Annotated in this window: 15 protein-coding genes; 12 read left to right on the forward strand and 3 right to left on the reverse strand. The window is 60.8% G+C overall.

Annotation, left to right across the window (positions count from 1 at the left end; all coding sequences use genetic code 11):
• Positions 1-125 precede the first annotated feature (125 nt).
• Entirely contained in the window at positions 126-323 is a 198-nt protein-coding gene (locus tag U1A24_RS21720; RefSeq protein WP_416173509.1) for a 5-methylcytosine restriction system specificity protein McrC, read from the forward strand.
• Between the two features lie 453 nt (positions 324-776).
• On the opposite strand, the gene U1A24_RS19360 is transcribed toward U1A24_RS21720, so the two are convergent.
• The gene (locus U1A24_RS19360; RefSeq protein ID WP_322323624.1) at positions 777-1,670 is read right to left on the reverse strand and encodes a sugar kinase; all 894 of its coding nucleotides are present in this window, start codon (positions 1,668-1,670) and stop codon (positions 777-779) included.
• Positions 1,671-1,830: 160 nt separating this feature from the next.
• On the opposite strand from U1A24_RS19360, the gene U1A24_RS19365 reads away from it, so the two are divergent.
• A complete protein-coding gene (locus U1A24_RS19365) occupies positions 1,831-2,955 on the forward strand; it encodes a mannitol dehydrogenase family protein (protein ID WP_322323625.1) in 1,125 nt (374 codons plus the stop codon).
• Here U1A24_RS19365 and U1A24_RS19370 read toward each other — a convergent pair.
• Complete coding sequence (locus U1A24_RS19370) at positions 2,888-3,841, reverse strand: GntR family transcriptional regulator (RefSeq protein WP_322323626.1); 954 nt, start codon at positions 3,839-3,841, stop codon at positions 2,888-2,890. The two genes, U1A24_RS19365 and U1A24_RS19370, sit on opposite strands and share 68 nt — an antisense overlap.
• A gap of 107 nt (positions 3,842-3,948) precedes the next feature.
• On the opposite strand from U1A24_RS19370, the gene U1A24_RS19375 reads away from it, so the two are divergent.
• The 7 genes from U1A24_RS19375 (at position 3,949) to U1A24_RS19405 (ending at position 11,186) form a co-directional block, all read left to right on the forward strand.
• On the forward strand, positions 3,949-4,953 hold the full coding sequence (locus U1A24_RS19375; protein WP_322323627.1) for a zinc-binding alcohol dehydrogenase family protein: 1,005 nt from the start codon (positions 3,949-3,951) through the stop codon (positions 4,951-4,953).
• Positions 4,950-6,500, forward strand: a complete 1,551-nt coding sequence (locus U1A24_RS19380; protein ID WP_322323628.1) for a sugar ABC transporter ATP-binding protein — start codon at positions 4,950-4,952, stop codon at positions 6,498-6,500. The genes U1A24_RS19375 and U1A24_RS19380 overlap by 4 nt, the downstream gene beginning before the upstream one ends.
• A complete protein-coding gene (locus U1A24_RS19385; protein ID WP_322323629.1) occupies positions 6,497-7,498 on the forward strand; it encodes an ABC transporter permease in 1,002 nt (333 codons plus the stop codon). Before U1A24_RS19380 ends, U1A24_RS19385 begins: the two co-directional genes overlap by 4 nt.
• A gap of 60 nt (positions 7,499-7,558) precedes the next feature.
• The gene (locus tag U1A24_RS19390; protein WP_322323630.1) at positions 7,559-8,506 is read left to right on the forward strand and encodes an ABC transporter substrate-binding protein; all 948 of its coding nucleotides are present in this window, start codon (positions 7,559-7,561) and stop codon (positions 8,504-8,506) included.
• Positions 8,507-8,572: 66 nt separating this feature from the next.
• Positions 8,573-9,352: an SDR family oxidoreductase gene (locus U1A24_RS19395; protein WP_322323631.1), complete on the forward strand. Its 780-nt coding sequence runs from the start codon at positions 8,573-8,575 to the stop codon at positions 9,350-9,352.
• Positions 9,349-10,857: an altronate dehydratase family protein gene (locus U1A24_RS19400; RefSeq protein WP_322323632.1), complete on the forward strand. Its 1,509-nt coding sequence runs from the start codon at positions 9,349-9,351 to the stop codon at positions 10,855-10,857. The genes U1A24_RS19395 and U1A24_RS19400 overlap by 4 nt, the downstream gene beginning before the upstream one ends.
• Positions 10,833-11,186 carry an L-rhamnose mutarotase gene (locus U1A24_RS19405; protein WP_322323633.1) on the forward strand — a complete coding sequence of 118 codons (354 nt, stop codon included), beginning with the start codon at positions 10,833-10,835 and terminating at the stop codon, positions 11,184-11,186. Before U1A24_RS19400 ends, U1A24_RS19405 begins: the two co-directional genes overlap by 25 nt.
• A 312-nt stretch (positions 11,187-11,498) precedes the next feature.
• Here U1A24_RS19405 and U1A24_RS19410 read toward each other — a convergent pair whose 3' ends face one another.
• On the reverse strand, positions 11,499-14,093 hold the full coding sequence (locus U1A24_RS19410; protein WP_322323636.1) for a cation-translocating P-type ATPase: 2,595 nt from the start codon (positions 14,091-14,093) through the stop codon (positions 11,499-11,501).
• Here U1A24_RS19410 and U1A24_RS19415 point away from each other — a divergent pair.
• The 3 genes from U1A24_RS19415 to U1A24_RS19425 all read left to right on the forward strand — a co-directional run bounded on the left by U1A24_RS19415 (position 14,093) and on the right by U1A24_RS19425 (position 15,220).
• Positions 14,093-14,311 carry a hypothetical protein gene (locus U1A24_RS19415; protein WP_322323637.1) on the forward strand — a complete coding sequence of 73 codons (219 nt, stop codon included), beginning with the start codon at positions 14,093-14,095 and terminating at the stop codon, positions 14,309-14,311. The two genes, U1A24_RS19410 and U1A24_RS19415, sit on opposite strands and share 1 nt — an antisense overlap.
• A gap of 263 nt (positions 14,312-14,574) precedes the next feature.
• Positions 14,575-14,832, forward strand: coding sequence for a hypothetical protein (locus U1A24_RS19420; RefSeq protein ID WP_322323634.1), 258 nt, complete (start codon positions 14,575-14,577; stop codon positions 14,830-14,832).
• Positions 14,833-15,070: 238 nt separating this feature from the next.
• A complete protein-coding gene (locus tag U1A24_RS19425; protein WP_322323635.1) occupies positions 15,071-15,220 on the forward strand; it encodes a hypothetical protein in 150 nt (49 codons plus the stop codon).
• Positions 15,221-15,259 lie beyond the last annotated feature (39 nt).

Raw genomic sequence — 15,259 nt, forward strand, 5'->3', positions numbered from 1 at the left:
GTCAGGTCGCGGAGTTCCAGGTCCGTGTTGCCGTGCTGAACGGCTTCACCGCGCTCGGCAGCCCTGTCACAAAGGTCGCAGGATAGGTCTGTCCGGGATAAGGGCAAGTCCGGCCGTCAGCTGATTTGTGCAACAGAGCCGCTGCCATCCTTTATGCAAAATGGAAACGCCTCAATCTCGGCGAGCAGAACTCTGGGGTTTCGAGCGACCACGTGTATCAGATGCAGGCCTATGCCGGTCGCTACCGCTGCAAGCGGCTCGCGCTCGTCTACCCGCCTCCATGGACTGCCCGCCAGGAAAGATCGCGGAGTTCGTGCTCATGACCGAAGATCGGCCGATGCTGGAGGCGGTTGCTGTCGAAGTTCGCGAACTCGCCTTCGGCAGCGGGATTCTGGCCGGCATGGATGGGATGAACCCGATCAAGCGGCACTGAAAGCAAAGCTCTCTGCCGACACCAGTTTACGAAACGAAATGACAGATTTCGCGCCCTCTTGCATCCATAGTGCTTCCATGGGATGCGTACAAATGCAAACAGTCTCCTGGAGGAGGCCGTAGCCAATTGATATATAATGATAATTTTTCTATAGATACGCGCGGCCGCCGTAACCTACCAAAGTTGCGATGTGCAGTCTGACAACGGCGCACTGGCTATGAACAAAAATCAAGATGTCCAAATGCCTTTGATACTTCAGAATATCACATGGCAACTCTCTGATTTAGCTAGGCTTCCGCAATAACCAAGACCGGGTCCAAAAGGTAACTCCCCTGCCGCAGCGTCATGTCTGTGGGGTCTCAACAATGGCGCCCGGCTGCGACACCACCACCCGAGCCAGTTCATGCCCGGCGGCCATCGCGCAAATGGTGTCGGCTCCTCCGGCCAGCGCGGCCAGAAAACCTCCATTGAAACTGTCGCCTGCTGCAGTAGTATCAATCACATGCTCTGCCCGCGCGAATACGGGGGTAGTCGCCCCCGATTGCAGTGCCAACGGGCCAAGGGCACCGCGGTTGAGCGCGCCTTCCCGTGTGCCAAGCTGGCGCAGACGCTCAAGCACTGCCGCCGCATCGGCATCCCCGAAAAGTGCCATTTCATCATCGACAGAGGGCAGCGCAATATCGGCCAGCGCCCAGGCCTGCGCGATAACCTGCCGTGCTGTCGCAGCGTCGGACCAGAGCCGGGGGCGGTAGTTGGAATCAAAGGCAACCCGCTGCCCCGCAGCGCGCAAAGCCGCCAGCCGCGCGAAAAGCGCTACGCGCGCCGCTGGTGTCAGGATCGCCAGCGTAATCCCCGATAGGTAAAGAATATCCGCCTGTTCCAACGCCTTGAAATCTTCAGGGGTCTGAAAAAGCTGTCGTACCGCCGAATTTTCGCGCCAATAGGCAAAGGAGCGTTCGCCTGCAGTGTCGGTCTGCACCGAATAGATGCCGATGTTGTGCGCCGCGTCGCGCCGGATCGGCGTAAGGTCCAACCCCTCGGCCACCGCGAGTCGCAGGAAGCCTTCGGACAGCGGCTCGTACCCGATGCGGGTTTGAAAGCCTACACTGCCGCCCTGCAGACGGCGGCGACAGTAAACAGCGGTATTGAATGTGTCTCCGGAAAAACCGACAACGAAGCCGTCACCGACACCACGAATTTCGGCCATGGCTTCGCCTATGCACAGAATGTGGGTCATGGCTGGGCCGACACATAAAATGCCCGTGCCGTGCTGACCATCGGGCAATCGCTATCTGCCCGGCCCATTCGCCAGAAATACTGTGCGTTGATCATCTGCTGCGCCCTCGCCCTGGCTAAATGTTCATAATGATAAAAAACATATTAAGGCGGAGAATGCCATGTCAGTTATCCAGTCTGCCACGCCAATCCTGCAATTCGGCACCAGTCGGTTCTTGCAAGCCCACGCGGATCTGTTCTTGTCCGAGACGTTGGCACAGGGCCAAGCCCTCGGGCCGGTAACGGTGGTGCAGTCGTCGGGCGATGCCGGGCGGCGCGGGCGGCTGCTGGCGCTGGCGTTGCCCGCTGGGTTTGTGGTGCGGGTGCAGGGGTTGGAAAACGGGCAACCAGTATCCTTCGAAACCCGCGTCACCTCGATCCGCCGGGCGCTGACCACAGCGGAAGATTGGCCCGAAGTTTGCCGGATCGCAGCCCAAGAGGCGGAAATCATCCTGTCGAACACCAGCTATGCAGGCTTTGCCGCCCAGCCCGCCGATCATGCGCCGGATTTCGATCAGGCCATGTCCTACCCGGCCAAGCTGACCCAACTTCTGCGCACGCGCTGGCAGGCTGGTGGCCGCCCGCTGCAAGTGATGCCAACCGAGTTGATCGCCCGCAATGGCGACACGCTGCGCAACAGGGTGCTCGACGTGGCCAAACCGCTGGATCCCGGCTTTGCTGATTGGGTGGTGGCTGAGGTGTGTTTTGTCAGTCCACTGGTGGACCGCATCGTTTCGGCCCCACTGGAGCCCGCAGGCGTGGTGGCCGAGCCCTATGCGCTGTGGGCGATAGAGGCCTGCCCCGGTCTGGTACTGCCATGCCATCACCCAGCCGTGCAGGTGGCGGCCGATCTTGACCGCATCGAAATGCTGAAGCTGCACATCCTCAACCTTGGCCATACCTGGCTGGTGGCCGACTGGCAGGCACGCGGCGGGTCCGAAACCTATGTGCGCGAGTTGATGGCAAACCCGGCGATCCGGGCTCGGCTGGAGGCGCTTTACACCACCGAGGTTCTGCCCGGCTTTGCAGTCCATGGCATTGCCGAGGCTCCGGCCTATGTCGCGGCCACACTGGACCGCTTTGCCAACCCTTACCTTGACCGCCGGTTGGCCGACATTGCCCAAAATCACGCCGAAAAGATCCGCCGCCGTATTGGTGCCTTTTTGACTTGGTCGGGCGTCAAGGCGCCTCAGTTGCGCGCACTTGCCCAAGCGGTCCCTGATGCCAATCCTGATCCAAGTGATTGACCCGCAGCGAGGCGATCAAGGTTTCCTTTGATGTTGCTAGATGCGCCTGCACAGCTGCCTGTGCTGCATCGGCATCACCGGACCGCATGGCCGCGATGATGCGGCGATGCTCGCCGATAGCGGCCTTGTTCCGATCGCGCTCAAACTGCTTGTCCCATTGATAATGGTAGTGGAAAATCAGGGATATCACCTTCTGGAAATCAGTCACGAAACGATTTTTCACCACGGCATTGATGGTGACATGAAACTTTTCGTCCAGCGGTGAGAAATCGCGGAAATCCGTTTCGATCCGGTCCAAAAGTTGCACATGCTCGCGGTCGAGCGCGTCTATGGCGGCCCAGACGGGATGGGTTTTCGGCAGAGTGCTGACAGTGCGGGCCGCATTGACCTCTAGCAGCGTGCGGAAATCCGACAGCTCCACCGCGTAATCGGCGGTAAAGCCCAAAAGCCGCCAGCCGCCGCGCGGCCGCCGTTCCACCAGACCGAACTGGCCAAGGCTGGCCAGAAATTCTTGCAGCAGATGCGGCGGGACCAGAAATTGCTTGGCCAGTTGCGTCACGTTCAACGACGTGTCGGCAGGCACGTCAAACCGCAGCACCCAATCCAGAAAACGCCCCTCAAGCTCGCGCAGCGAGATGTAGTCCTCTCGTTCTGGCAAGTGGTCTTGGGTCTGGGCAGGGCGCAACAAAGATTTGTTCCGCCCCTCCAATCTGATCACACCGCCTTCGGCCAGTCGTTTCAGCACGGCGCGCACCACAGTGCGGCTGACCTTCAGGGAATCGGCCAGTTTCAACTCGGATGGCAGCGCGTCGCCAGGGGCAAGACCGGCCAGTTGATCCAACGTCTGGTTGAAGGCGGCGCGAAAGCGGACATCGGTTCGGGCCATGGCATCCTGTCTTTTGTATTAATATGATTAAAAACAGTTTACACTCACGTCACTCAATGTCTAGTGTTCTTTATGATAAAAACCCGAAGCGAGGGGAGGCGCTGAGGATGACCGAAATGATGCTCTGTGGCGCATGCCTTGCGCCGGGCCAGTTTGAACTGACGTCCGTACCACTGCCCCTGACCGCGCCGGAAGGCTGGGTGCTGGTCGATATTGCTGCGGCGGGTCTGTGCGGCACCGATTATCACATTTATGCGGGCAAACACCCCTATCTGAACTACCCCCGCGTCATCGGGCATGAGCTTTCGGGCCGAGTCGCGGTTGCGGGCGCTGGTTGGGATCAGGGCGTCGCCGTGGTGATCAATCCCTATATCTCCTGCGGCACCTGCCGGGCCTGTCAGCGCGGTAAGCCGAATTGCTGCACGCGGATCGAAGTGCTGGGCGTGCATCGCGACGGCGGCATCTGCGCTAGAATCGCGATCCCGGCAGGCAATCTTTATCCGGCGGGCGATCTGCCGCTGGAAGCCGCAGCGATGGTCGAGTTTCTGGCGATTGGGGCCCATGCGGTGCGACGGGGCGAGGTGACAGCCGCCGACCGTGTGCTGGTGACAGGTGCCGGACCAATCGGGCTGGGTGCCGCGCTTTTTGCCAAAGCACGCGGGGCAGAGGTGCATCTGCTGGATACAACGCCCGCGCGTCTGGAACAGGCAGCCGCACTGGGCTTTGCGCATCTACACGCGGCCATTGGCCCCGATCATGCCGAAGGCTTCGACGTTGTCCTTGATGCAACCGGTCATGCCGGGGCGATAGAGGCGGGCTTTGCCCATGTCGCGCATGGCGGCACTTATGTGCTGATTTCGGTGGTGCAGGACCGCATCAGTTTTTCAGACCCCGAATTTCACAAGCGCGAGATGCGGCTGATCGGCTCGCGCAATGCCACCGCCGAGGATTTCGAAGTGGTCATGGCGGCGCTGCGCTCGGGTGCGGTGAAGGCTGATGCGCTGCTGTCGGAACGGATCGCGCTGGCCGACCTGCCCGCGCGGCTGGCCGAACTGGCGGCAGATCGTGGCCGGCTGATCAAGGCCATCGTCACGCTAAAGGCCGCGCCATGACCGAAGTCATCCGCCTCAGCGCCATTGAAAAGCGCTTTCCAGGCGTGCATGCGCTACGGGCGGCGCAATTCGATCTGAAAGCGGGCGAAGTTCATGCCCTGATGGGCGAGAACGGCGCGGGCAAATCGACCCTGATGAAAGTGCTGGCTGGCATCTATGCCCCCGACAGCGGCAGCATCAGTGTCAGTGGCGCGGAGGTGCGCATTGCCGGGCCGCGCGCGGCGCAGGCACTGGGGATCGGCATCATCCATCAGGAACTGGCTTTGATGCCCGACCTGACCGTCGCCCAGAACATCTTTATCGGGCGCGAGCCACGCAGCCGCTGGGGCCTACTGGATGAAGCCCAGATTAACCGCGACGCTGAGGTGATCTTTGCGGCGATGAAGGTGCCACTGGATCCGCGCGCCGAAGTGCGCAGCCTGACCATCGCCAAGCAGCAGATGGTGGAAATTGCTAAAGCGCTTTCATTCCGCTCGCGCATCCTGATCATGGACGAGCCCACCGCAGCCCTGAACGACGCCGAAACTGACGAACTTTTTGCCATCATCCGGCGGTTGAAATCGGAAGGCGTGGCGATTGTCTACATCAGCCACAAGATGGACGAGATCCGCCGCATCTCGGACCGGGTGACGGTGATGCGCGACGGGGCCTATATCGGCACCGTGACCGCTGCCGATACCTCGATTGAAACCATCATCACCATGATGGTGGGCCGTGATCTTGACCAGACCGCTGCGGCGATCCCCGATCTTTCGGCGGCACCAATCGCACTGGAGGTTAAGGGCCTGCAGCGCGGGCGCCTGGTGCGCGATGTCAGCTTCGATCTGCGGCAGGGCGAGATTCTGGGCTTTGCCGGGCTGATGGGGGCGGGCCGGACCGAGGTTGCCCGGGTCATCTTCGGCGCCGACCCACGCGATGCGGGCGAGATCATCGTTCATGGCAAGCCCTGCCCCATCCGCAGCCCACGAGATGCGGTGGCCGCGGGCATCGGCTATCTGTCCGAAGACCGTAAGCATTTCGGGCTCGCCCTTGGCATTGATGTGCGTGGCAACATCGCTTTGACTTCGCTGGAACGGTTTTCCGACCGCTTCCTGCGGGTCGACGATCAGGCGCTGGCCCATGTGGCCGCCGACTACATCCGCAGCCTTGACATTCGCACGCCATCCGACCGGCAAGAGGTTCGGCTGTTGTCCGGCGGCAACCAGCAAAAGGTTGTCATCGCCAAATGGCTTCTGCGCGACTGCGACATCCTGATTTTCGACGAGCCGACGCGCGGCATCGACGTCGGTGCCAAGGCCGAGATTTGCCGCCTTCTGCAAAGCCTTGCCGAAGCGGGCAAGGCGATCATCGTGATTTCGTCGGAACTGCCCGAGGTGCTGCGACTGTCGCACCGCATCGCGGTGATGTGCGAAGGACGGCTGACCGGCATCCTGCCCGGCGGCCCCAACACCAGTCAGCGCGAAATCATGCGTTTGGCCACCCAGCGCGACACCAGCCAGGACGACCGGACCCAAAGCGACCCGGCCCTTCAAGGAGCAACCCCATGACCGCCTCATCCGCTGCAACCGCTGCCAAGTCCCGCCTGCTTGGCTCGGGCGCGCAGCAAAAGATCCTGGCCTTCGCCAGCCTGATCGCCCTTCTGGTGTTCTTTTCGCTGGCCTCGTCGAATTTCCTGCAAACCTCTAATGTTCTGGCGATCTTGCAGGCCACCAGCGTGAACGGCGTGCTGGCGATTGCGGCGACCTTGGTGATCATCACTGGCGGGATCGACCTTTCGGTTGGAACGCTGATGACGTTTACGGCGGTGATCAGCGGGGTGGTTCTGACCTATCTTGGTATGCCGCTGCCGTTCGGCATCATCGCGGCCATCGCGGCGGGGGCTGGCTGCGGGTTCATTTCCGGCTCGCTGATCGCCCGGATGAAAATTCCGCCTTTTATTGCCACGCTGGGCATGATGCTGATCCTCAAGGGCCTGTCGTTGGTGATCTCGGGCACCAAACCGATCTACTTCAATGACACACCCAGCTTTCCGCTTTTGTCCACCGGCTCGCTGATCGGAAAAGTGCTGCCCGGCTTGCCGGTGCCGAATGGCGTGGTGATCCTGTTCGTGCTGGCGCTGTTGATTTCCTGGGTGCTGAACCGCACGACGTTGGGGCGCTATTGCTTTGCGCTTGGCTCGAACGAAGAGGCTGTGCGGCTGTCCGGGGTGAATGCCGATGGCTGGAAAGTGGCGATCTATGCGCTGGCGGGCGGCATTTGCGGCGTGGCCGGTCTGCTGATCGCCTCGCGGCTGAATTCGGCGCAACCAGCACTGGGACTGGGCTATGAATTGGACGCGATTGCCGCCGTGGTGATCGGCGGCACCTCACTGGCGGGCGGGCGCGGTTCAATTTTGGGCACCATCATCGGGGCGCTGATCATGAGTGTGCTGCTCAACGGGCTGCGCATCATGTCGGTGGCCCAAGAATGGCAGACCGTGGTGACCGGCGTCATCATCATCGCCGCCGTTTACGCAGACATGCTTCGCAGGCGTCGCGCCGGCTAAGCCAAAGAGAACGGGCAACGTTCCAGATCGAAATATGAATCCAAATCAGAGGAGAACCTAATGCTTACCAGAAGAACACTCGTGGCTGCGGCCGTTGCAGGCAGCCTGCTTGCAACCACCGGAGCGGCATTCGCGCAGGACAAGCTGTACATCCCGCTTGTATCCAAGGGTTTCCAGCACCAGTTCTGGCAGGCCGTGAAGGCCGGAGCCGACAAGGCCGCAGCGGAATTCGGTGTCGAGGTTACCTTCGAAGGCCCCGATACAGAGGCTCAGGTTGACAAGCAGATGGATATGCTGGCCGCGGCTCTGGCGAAGAAGCCCGCCGCTATCGGCTTTGCCGCATTGGACAGCCAAGCTGCCACCCCGCTGCTGAAGCAGGCGCAAGAGGCCGGCATCCCGATCATTGCCTTCGACTCCGGCGTCGACAGCGACATCCCGGCAACCACGGTGACCACCGACAACCTTGCCGCTGCCTCACTTGCGGCAGACAAGATGGCGGAACTGATCGGCGGCGCGGGCAAAGTGGCGCTGGTGGTGCATGACCAGACCTCGCGCACCGGCATCGACCGCCGTGACGGCTTTGTGAACCAGGTTGCTGCGAAGTATCCTGACATCGAGATCGTCGATATCCAGTACGGCGGCGGCGACCAGTTGCAATCGACGGAGATCACCAAGGCCATCCTGACCGCCCATCCCGATATCAAGGGCATCTTCGGTGCCAACGAAGGCTCCGCTATCGGGGTACTGAACGCGATCCGCGAAACCGGCACCAAGGGCGTTGTGGTGATCGGCTACGACTCGGGCAAGTTGCAAAAAGATGCGATCCGCGCTGGCGAAATGGCGGGTGCCATCACGCAAAGCCCGGTTGGCATCGGCTATGAAACCGTCAAGGCGGCCATCGCTGCGATCAACGGCGAAAAACTGCCCGCCAAGATCGACTCAGGCTTTGCCTGGTATGATGCGACAAACATCGACGCGCCGGAAATCGCAGCCGTTCTCTACGACTGATCCGATACGTTAAGACTGGACCGGCCCCACACCATCGGGGCCGGTCTTTTAACAAGGAGTGACGTTATGGACATGGGTCTGAAGGGCAAAGTGATCATCGTAACCGGTGGTGCTGCCGGGATCGGTGGCGCGATTTCCGAACTGCTGGCCGCCGAAGGGGCGGTGCCGGTGATATTCGCCCGCCGCGCGCCCGATGCAGATTGGCTCGCCGCCCTTGGCCCATATGCAGGCTGGGTGCAGGTAGAGCTTTCCGACGATGCCCAATGCGGTGCTGCCGTTGCTGAAGCCCGGGCGCGCTTTGGCCCCGTTTACGGGCTGGTGAACAACGCGGGCGTCAATGACGGCGTCGGGATTGACGCCGGACCCGAAGCGTTCCGCGCCTCATTGGATCTGAACCTGATCCATTACTACACGCTGGTGCACCTTCTCGCTGACGACATCAAAGCTGCCTCGGGTGCGATCGTGAACATCAGTTCGAAAACCGCTGTCACGGGTCAGGGCAATACCTCGGCCTATGTCGCCGCCAAGGCCGCGCAACTGGGGCTGACACGCGAATGGGCGGCAGCTTTCGCGCCGCATGGCGTGCGGGTGAATGCGGTGATTCCGGCCGAGGTGATGACCCCGCTTTACGCCCGCTGGATTGAGACGTTTGATGACCCCGCCGCCAAATTGGCCGACATCACCGCGCGCATTCCCTTGGGCCAGCGTATGACCGAGGCCGCAGAAATTGCCGCCATGGTGGTCTTTGCCCTGTCGGGGCGGGCGCGGCATGTGACCGGTCAATGGTTGTTTGTCGATGGCGGCTACACCCATCTTGACCGCGCGCTGGCCGGAGTGGGTGCATGAAACCCGACCATATCCTGCTGTCCCCCGACGATGATGTCGCCATAGCTCTGGCCGATCTGCCTGCCGGGGCTGCCGTGGCCGGGGTGACGCTGACAGCTGCGGTGCCGCGCGGCCACAAGATCGCGCTGCACGCCATCGCGGCAGGCGCGGCTGTGCGCCGCTATGGCCAGATCATCGGCGCGGCCAGTCGCGACATCGCCGCAGGTGAGCATGTGCATGTGCAAAATCTCGGCATGTCGCTGCATGCGCTGGAGCATGACTTTGGTGGCGACCTGCGCAGCTTGCCCTCACCCTCCGAGGCCCGCACGTTTCAAGGATATCGCCGTGCCGATGGGCGGGCGGGGACACGGAACTATCTCGGGGTTCTCACCTCGGTCAACTGCTCTGGCTCGGTGGCACGGTTCATCGCGGAAGCGGCGGAAAAGACCGACTGGTTCCGCGCGCTGAAACATGTCGATGGCATTGTGCCGATCGCGCATTCCACCGGCTGCGGCATGGCGGGGGACAACGAGGGCTACGACACCCTGATGCGCACTCTGCAAGGTTATGCCAAAAACCCTAACTTCGCGGGAATTTTGCTTGTCGGTCTTGGCTGCGAGGTGATGCAGATCCCGGCGCTGATCGGCAAGGCCCGGCTGCGCGCCGATGGCCAGTTCCATCACATGACCATTCAGGACCAAGGCGGCACAAGGCGCAGCGTCGAACGTGGCGTCGAAGCCCTGCGCGCGTTGGCCGAAGTGGCCGAAACCTGCCGCCGCGAGCCGATTCCGGTTTCGGAACTGATGATCGGTATGCAATGCGGCGGCTCGGATGGCTATTCCGGCATAACCGCCAACCCCGCGCTTGGCGTGGCCTCGGATCTTCTGGTGGCGCATGGCGGCACCACGATCCTGTCGGAAACCTCGGAAATCTACGGCGCCGAACACCTGCTGACCCGCCGCGCCATCAGCCCCGAGGTTGGCGAAAAGCTGCTGGAGCGCATCGCCTGGTGGGAAGATTACACCGCCCGCAACAAGGGCGAGATGAACAACAACCCCAGCCCCGGCAACAAGCGCGGCGGCTTGACCACCATCCTGGAAAAAAGCCTGGGCGCGGTGGCCAAGGGCGGCTCGGCCCCGCTGTCAGGCGTCTATCTGTTCGCCGAACCGATCACACAGCGCGGCTTCGTGTTCATGGACAGCCCCGGCTACGATCCCTGCTCGGTCACCGGACAGGTGGCATCGGGGGCCAATCTGATCGTGTTCACCACCGGACGCGGCTCGGTTTCGGGCTATAAGCCAGTGCCCTGCATCAAGGTGGCCACCAACTCCGAGATGTTCGCCAAGATGGAGGAAGATATGGATCTGAACACCGGCGACATTCTGCAAGGCGTCACGCTGGAGCAAAAAGGCCGCGAGATGTTCGAGCTTTTCATCCGCACAGCCTCGGGCGAGATCACCAAATCGGAAGGCTTGGGCTTTGGCGGTGCCGAATTCGTGCCATGGCAGATCGGTGCGGTGATGTGATGCAGCGTATGGGCATGATGATCGGGCTGAAGCCCGAAAAACTGGCGGAATACAAAGAATTGCATGCGGCAGTCTGGCCAGAGGTTCTGGCGCGGATATCGGCCTCCAACATCCGCAACTATACGATCTTTCTGCGTGAGCCAGAGAATATTCTGTTTGGTACCTGGGAATACCACGGCGTGGATTTCGCCGGTGACATGGCCGCGATTGCTGCCGATTCAATGACCCAGAAGTGGTGGGCGCTGACCGATCCGTGTCAGACTCCGCTGGAAAGCCGGGCATCGGGTGACTGGTGGGCCATGATGCAAGAGGTGTTTCACAATGACTGAAATGTTGAAGGCAAAAGTGCATTGGCAGACGGATGTCCAAATCACTACGTAGAAACAGCTGGGTAGAAACAGCTGGTCCTTGGCATGCTTTCAGCGATCGAAACTTGCACTACCAAGCCGATTGGCGTCATCGACTTGCAAAGCTATGCCCGAGACTAGGCGACCATGATAGCCCTCGCGCTGATAGCTTTTGGCAGGGATGCGAACACTGGCACCATTGATCGGCGTGAGGCCGTCGTCGCTAACCCGGCAGTCATGCACCGGAGCCAGGTCGATGAGGTTGCCAGCAGAGTCGCGATAATCTCGGGTCTGTCAAATGTGCGGCGACACGGGGGCCGCAACGCGGCTCTTGTTCCCCGCACGAACCGCCCATCGCCAAATCGGTTTCAACGCCTCCAGCAACAACAAGATACCCAGCCCCGCCATCAGCGGGACTGCCAAAAACACCGGTTCAAGTGCGGCAAAACCGAACAGGTCGCGGGCCGGTTGCCAGAACAGGGTAACCGTGAGTAGTGCTGCCACTATCGGCAAAACCACTGCCAGCGCGCGATTTGGTCGACTGAAAGCTATAAAAACGGAAGATGACTGAGAGCGGTCAACGAAGATCAATGCTACTATGCCGAAGATCAGCGAAGCAAAAGTCATGCCGCGCACTTGATCGGTCGATAGCCCAAAACTCGAGCCCAGGGCAAAAATCGTGGCTGTGACCCCCAACACCAACGCCCCCTGCAGCAGGCTCCACAGGATTGTCGGTCCGGAAAATAGTGGCTCGGCTGGTGGACGTGGCGGACGGGCCATCACGCCGTCTTCTTCAGCTTCAGCCTCGAACACCAGCGAACAGACGGGGTCGATCACCATCTCAAGAAATGCGATATGCACCGGTCCGAACAAGATAGGCATGCCGAACAGGAACGGCATCAGCGCCAGCCCTGCGATGGGGACGTGCACTGCAAGAATGAAGCTCATTGCCTTCCGCAGGTTGTCGTAGATGCGCCTCCCAAGCCGGACAGTCGTGACGATGGAGCCGAAATCATCATCCAGCAATACGATACTCGCGGCCTCGCGTGCCACGTCCGTTCCCCGTCCGCCCATCGCCACGCCGATATGCGCGGCCTTCAGCGAAGGTGCGTCATTTACCCCGTCGCCGGTCATCGCCACGACCGCACCCGCGACCTTGAGCGCTGTCACGATGCGCAGCTTTTGTTCCGGCATAATGCGGGCAAAGATAGTGACATCCTTGACGGCTTTAGCCAGATCAACGTCCGTCATCAAGGCGAGTTCGGGTCCGGTGATCACGCGGTCGCCTTCCAATCCGGCCTGCGCCGCGATGCTTTGCGCGGTGGCTGGATAGTCTCCGGTGATCATGATCACTTTGATGCCAGCACTGCGGCATTGGGCAACGGCACCCGGCACCGAGGCGCGCAGCGGGTCGGCCAGCCCGACCAGCCCCTGAAAACGAAAGGCGAAATCACGCTGGCTGGCGGGCAGATTGTCACCTGCAAAGGCGGCCTCAGCCACCGCCAGAACCCGCAACCCCGCCTGTGCCATCTGATCAACCTGCGCGGTGATTGCCGCGCGGGCGACCGCCCCGAACTGGCATAGATCGGCAATCGCCTCGGGTGCACCCTTTGCCGCAATCTGCCAGCCTGCGTCGGGCGTTTCCCAAGCCTGCGACATCGCGAGCAGATCGGGCGACAGAGCATAGCTACGCGCCAATGCCCGCCCACCACCGGGTAGGATTTCTCCTGCGCGCAGATCAGCCTGAACGAGTGCGTGAAAAGCTTTCTCCATAGGGTCAAATGGCTCGGGTGCTGACGCCATGACCCCCGCCGCCGCGAGTTCGCGGAACGCCTGGGGCAGGACAGTGCCGATGGTTACAGGTGTGCCATCGGCCAACCTCAATTCGGTTATCGTCATGCGGTTTTCGGTCAGTGTGCCGGTCTTGTCTGTGCACAGCACTGACGCCGCTCCCAGCGTTTCAATCGCCGAGGCACGCCGCGTCAGCACTCGGACCTTGGAGATCCGCCATGCTCCCATAGCCATGAACACGGCCAGCACCATAGGAAATTCCTCGGGCAGCATCGACATGCCGACAGCGATGCCAGCCAGCACGCCTTCCAGCCAGCCGCCGCGCAGCAAGCCGTAAAGGACGACAACAGCAACGCTGACCGCGGCCCCAACAGCGGCAAACACAATAACCAACTTGCGCATCTGTAGTTGCAAGTGGGGCGTTTCAATCTCCAGCTTTCCCAGAGAAGTGCCGATCTTGCCAATTTCGGAAGCAGACCCCGTCGCTGTCACCTGCGCCAAGGCAGCCCCCTGCACGATGAGACTGCCCGAATACACCATCGGCTGATCGTCTCCGCCTGGACGGGATTCGACGTCCGGGTTTCCCGCGACCTTGCGCACCGGCACAGCCTCGCCAGTCAACAGGGACTCGTCGGATGAAAGGCCGGTTGCTTCCAGCAGCGCGGCATCTGCGGGCACTCTGTCCCCTTCCGACAGCACGATCAGATCGCCGCGCACCACATTACGCCCGGCGATCCGCAGTCGTTCGCCGCCCCGAATCACTAGGGCCCGCGGGCTTGTCAAATCACGCAGGGCCTCAAGCACGCGTTCGGTACGCGTCTCCTGCACGACCGTAATGCCGACCGACAGACAGGCAAAGGCCAACAAGATCAATGCCTCATCGCGGCTACCCAGCAACAGATAAACTACGCCCCCGACAATCAACAGGGTCAGCATCGGCTCGCGCAGGACATCAAGCACAATCCGCAAGGGGGAACGGCCGCGAATGCGTGGCAGTTCGTTGAAGCCTTCAGCATCGAGTCGCGCCTGTGCTTCGGCACGCGACAGACCCTGACACAAGTCGACTTTGGAAGCGGGCTCTGGTGCGGACGGGGACAATGGGTGGACCTTTCGCGTCTTTGGCGCATCGTTGCACAAAACTGCAGGGCAAAGTCCTGATCTATGTCAGCCCAGCCCTGCTCTTCCCCACTAGTCTGACTGGAATATGTCACCTGCTGGAGAAGCCCTATACCATGACTGAGAAGCCCGATTTCCTTTTTCCATCCGCTTTCACTATTCTGTTCAGCCTGATCGAGTTTGCCGCCGCGCTGACCTGAATTATTCCGTCATGCCAGTAACAGCGCATTGCGTCCGAAGCCTCGGGCAATGACCTGCCCAACGCGGGCAGTTATTCTGCAATCATGGCCAACCCACGGCGCGTTTTCGACCTGTTCCTCCCGCCGATTACCGGGTTCTACGATCCGGTAGCCTACATCGCGAATGCCATGAGTTTCCTTGTTCGTGCAAAACATTGGCGAGTTCGTCAGAGTCGTCACGGCATCCGGGGCGATTGACGCGGGCGTAGCACGGGCCGCTGGCGGTGATCCTGCTGGGCGCAGTCGTGGGGGATAGCATCAACGTATTCTCGACCGTGATCGCGTCAGATGCTGCGCAAGTGACATTTGCTGATGGGCTGATATTGCGACTGATCATATTGACGCTGCGCTGGGTTGTCACCTTAGCTTTCGTGATGCGCTATGTCGCACAGCTCAGAGCGGACCCGCCAAAATCGCTGGTCTACGACAAAGGCCGCGAACGAGACACATTTCCTGAAAGATACGCCTGCCCCGGGCGGTAAACTTTACCGGCTTGCACAAGATCGTCCTGTTCCTGTTTACGCTGATCTTCGCGGTGATGATCTAGCGCGCGTCAATTGGCGGCTGATGGATGGCGAAAATGAGGGGCTGTTCATGACCGCAAACACCGTCATCGAAGCGTGGCCCGGCTGGGTGAGGGCAAGCTTTTCGAAAGCTTCGTGAATGATACACGCGAATTGCTGATAGTCGCGCGGACCATTGGCCCTGCGCGCGGGATTGATGCCCGCCAATGCGACCAGCCTGCTATTTGGCGATGTGCTGGATGTGAAACAGGCGCGGATTGACCATATTGCCTTTGTCGATGCCCAGCACGAGCTTGGCGTCGATGTGGTGCAGCACATGCTGACCGGTAATCTTCCCCGAAAGTAAGGGGCTGCATAAGTAGAATTTTCTCGGCAAGATGAACGA

The sequence above is a fragment of the Cypionkella sp. genome, assembly GCF_034376685.1.
In the GTDB taxonomy this organism is placed as follows: domain Bacteria; phylum Pseudomonadota; class Alphaproteobacteria; order Rhodobacterales; family Rhodobacteraceae; genus Cypionkella.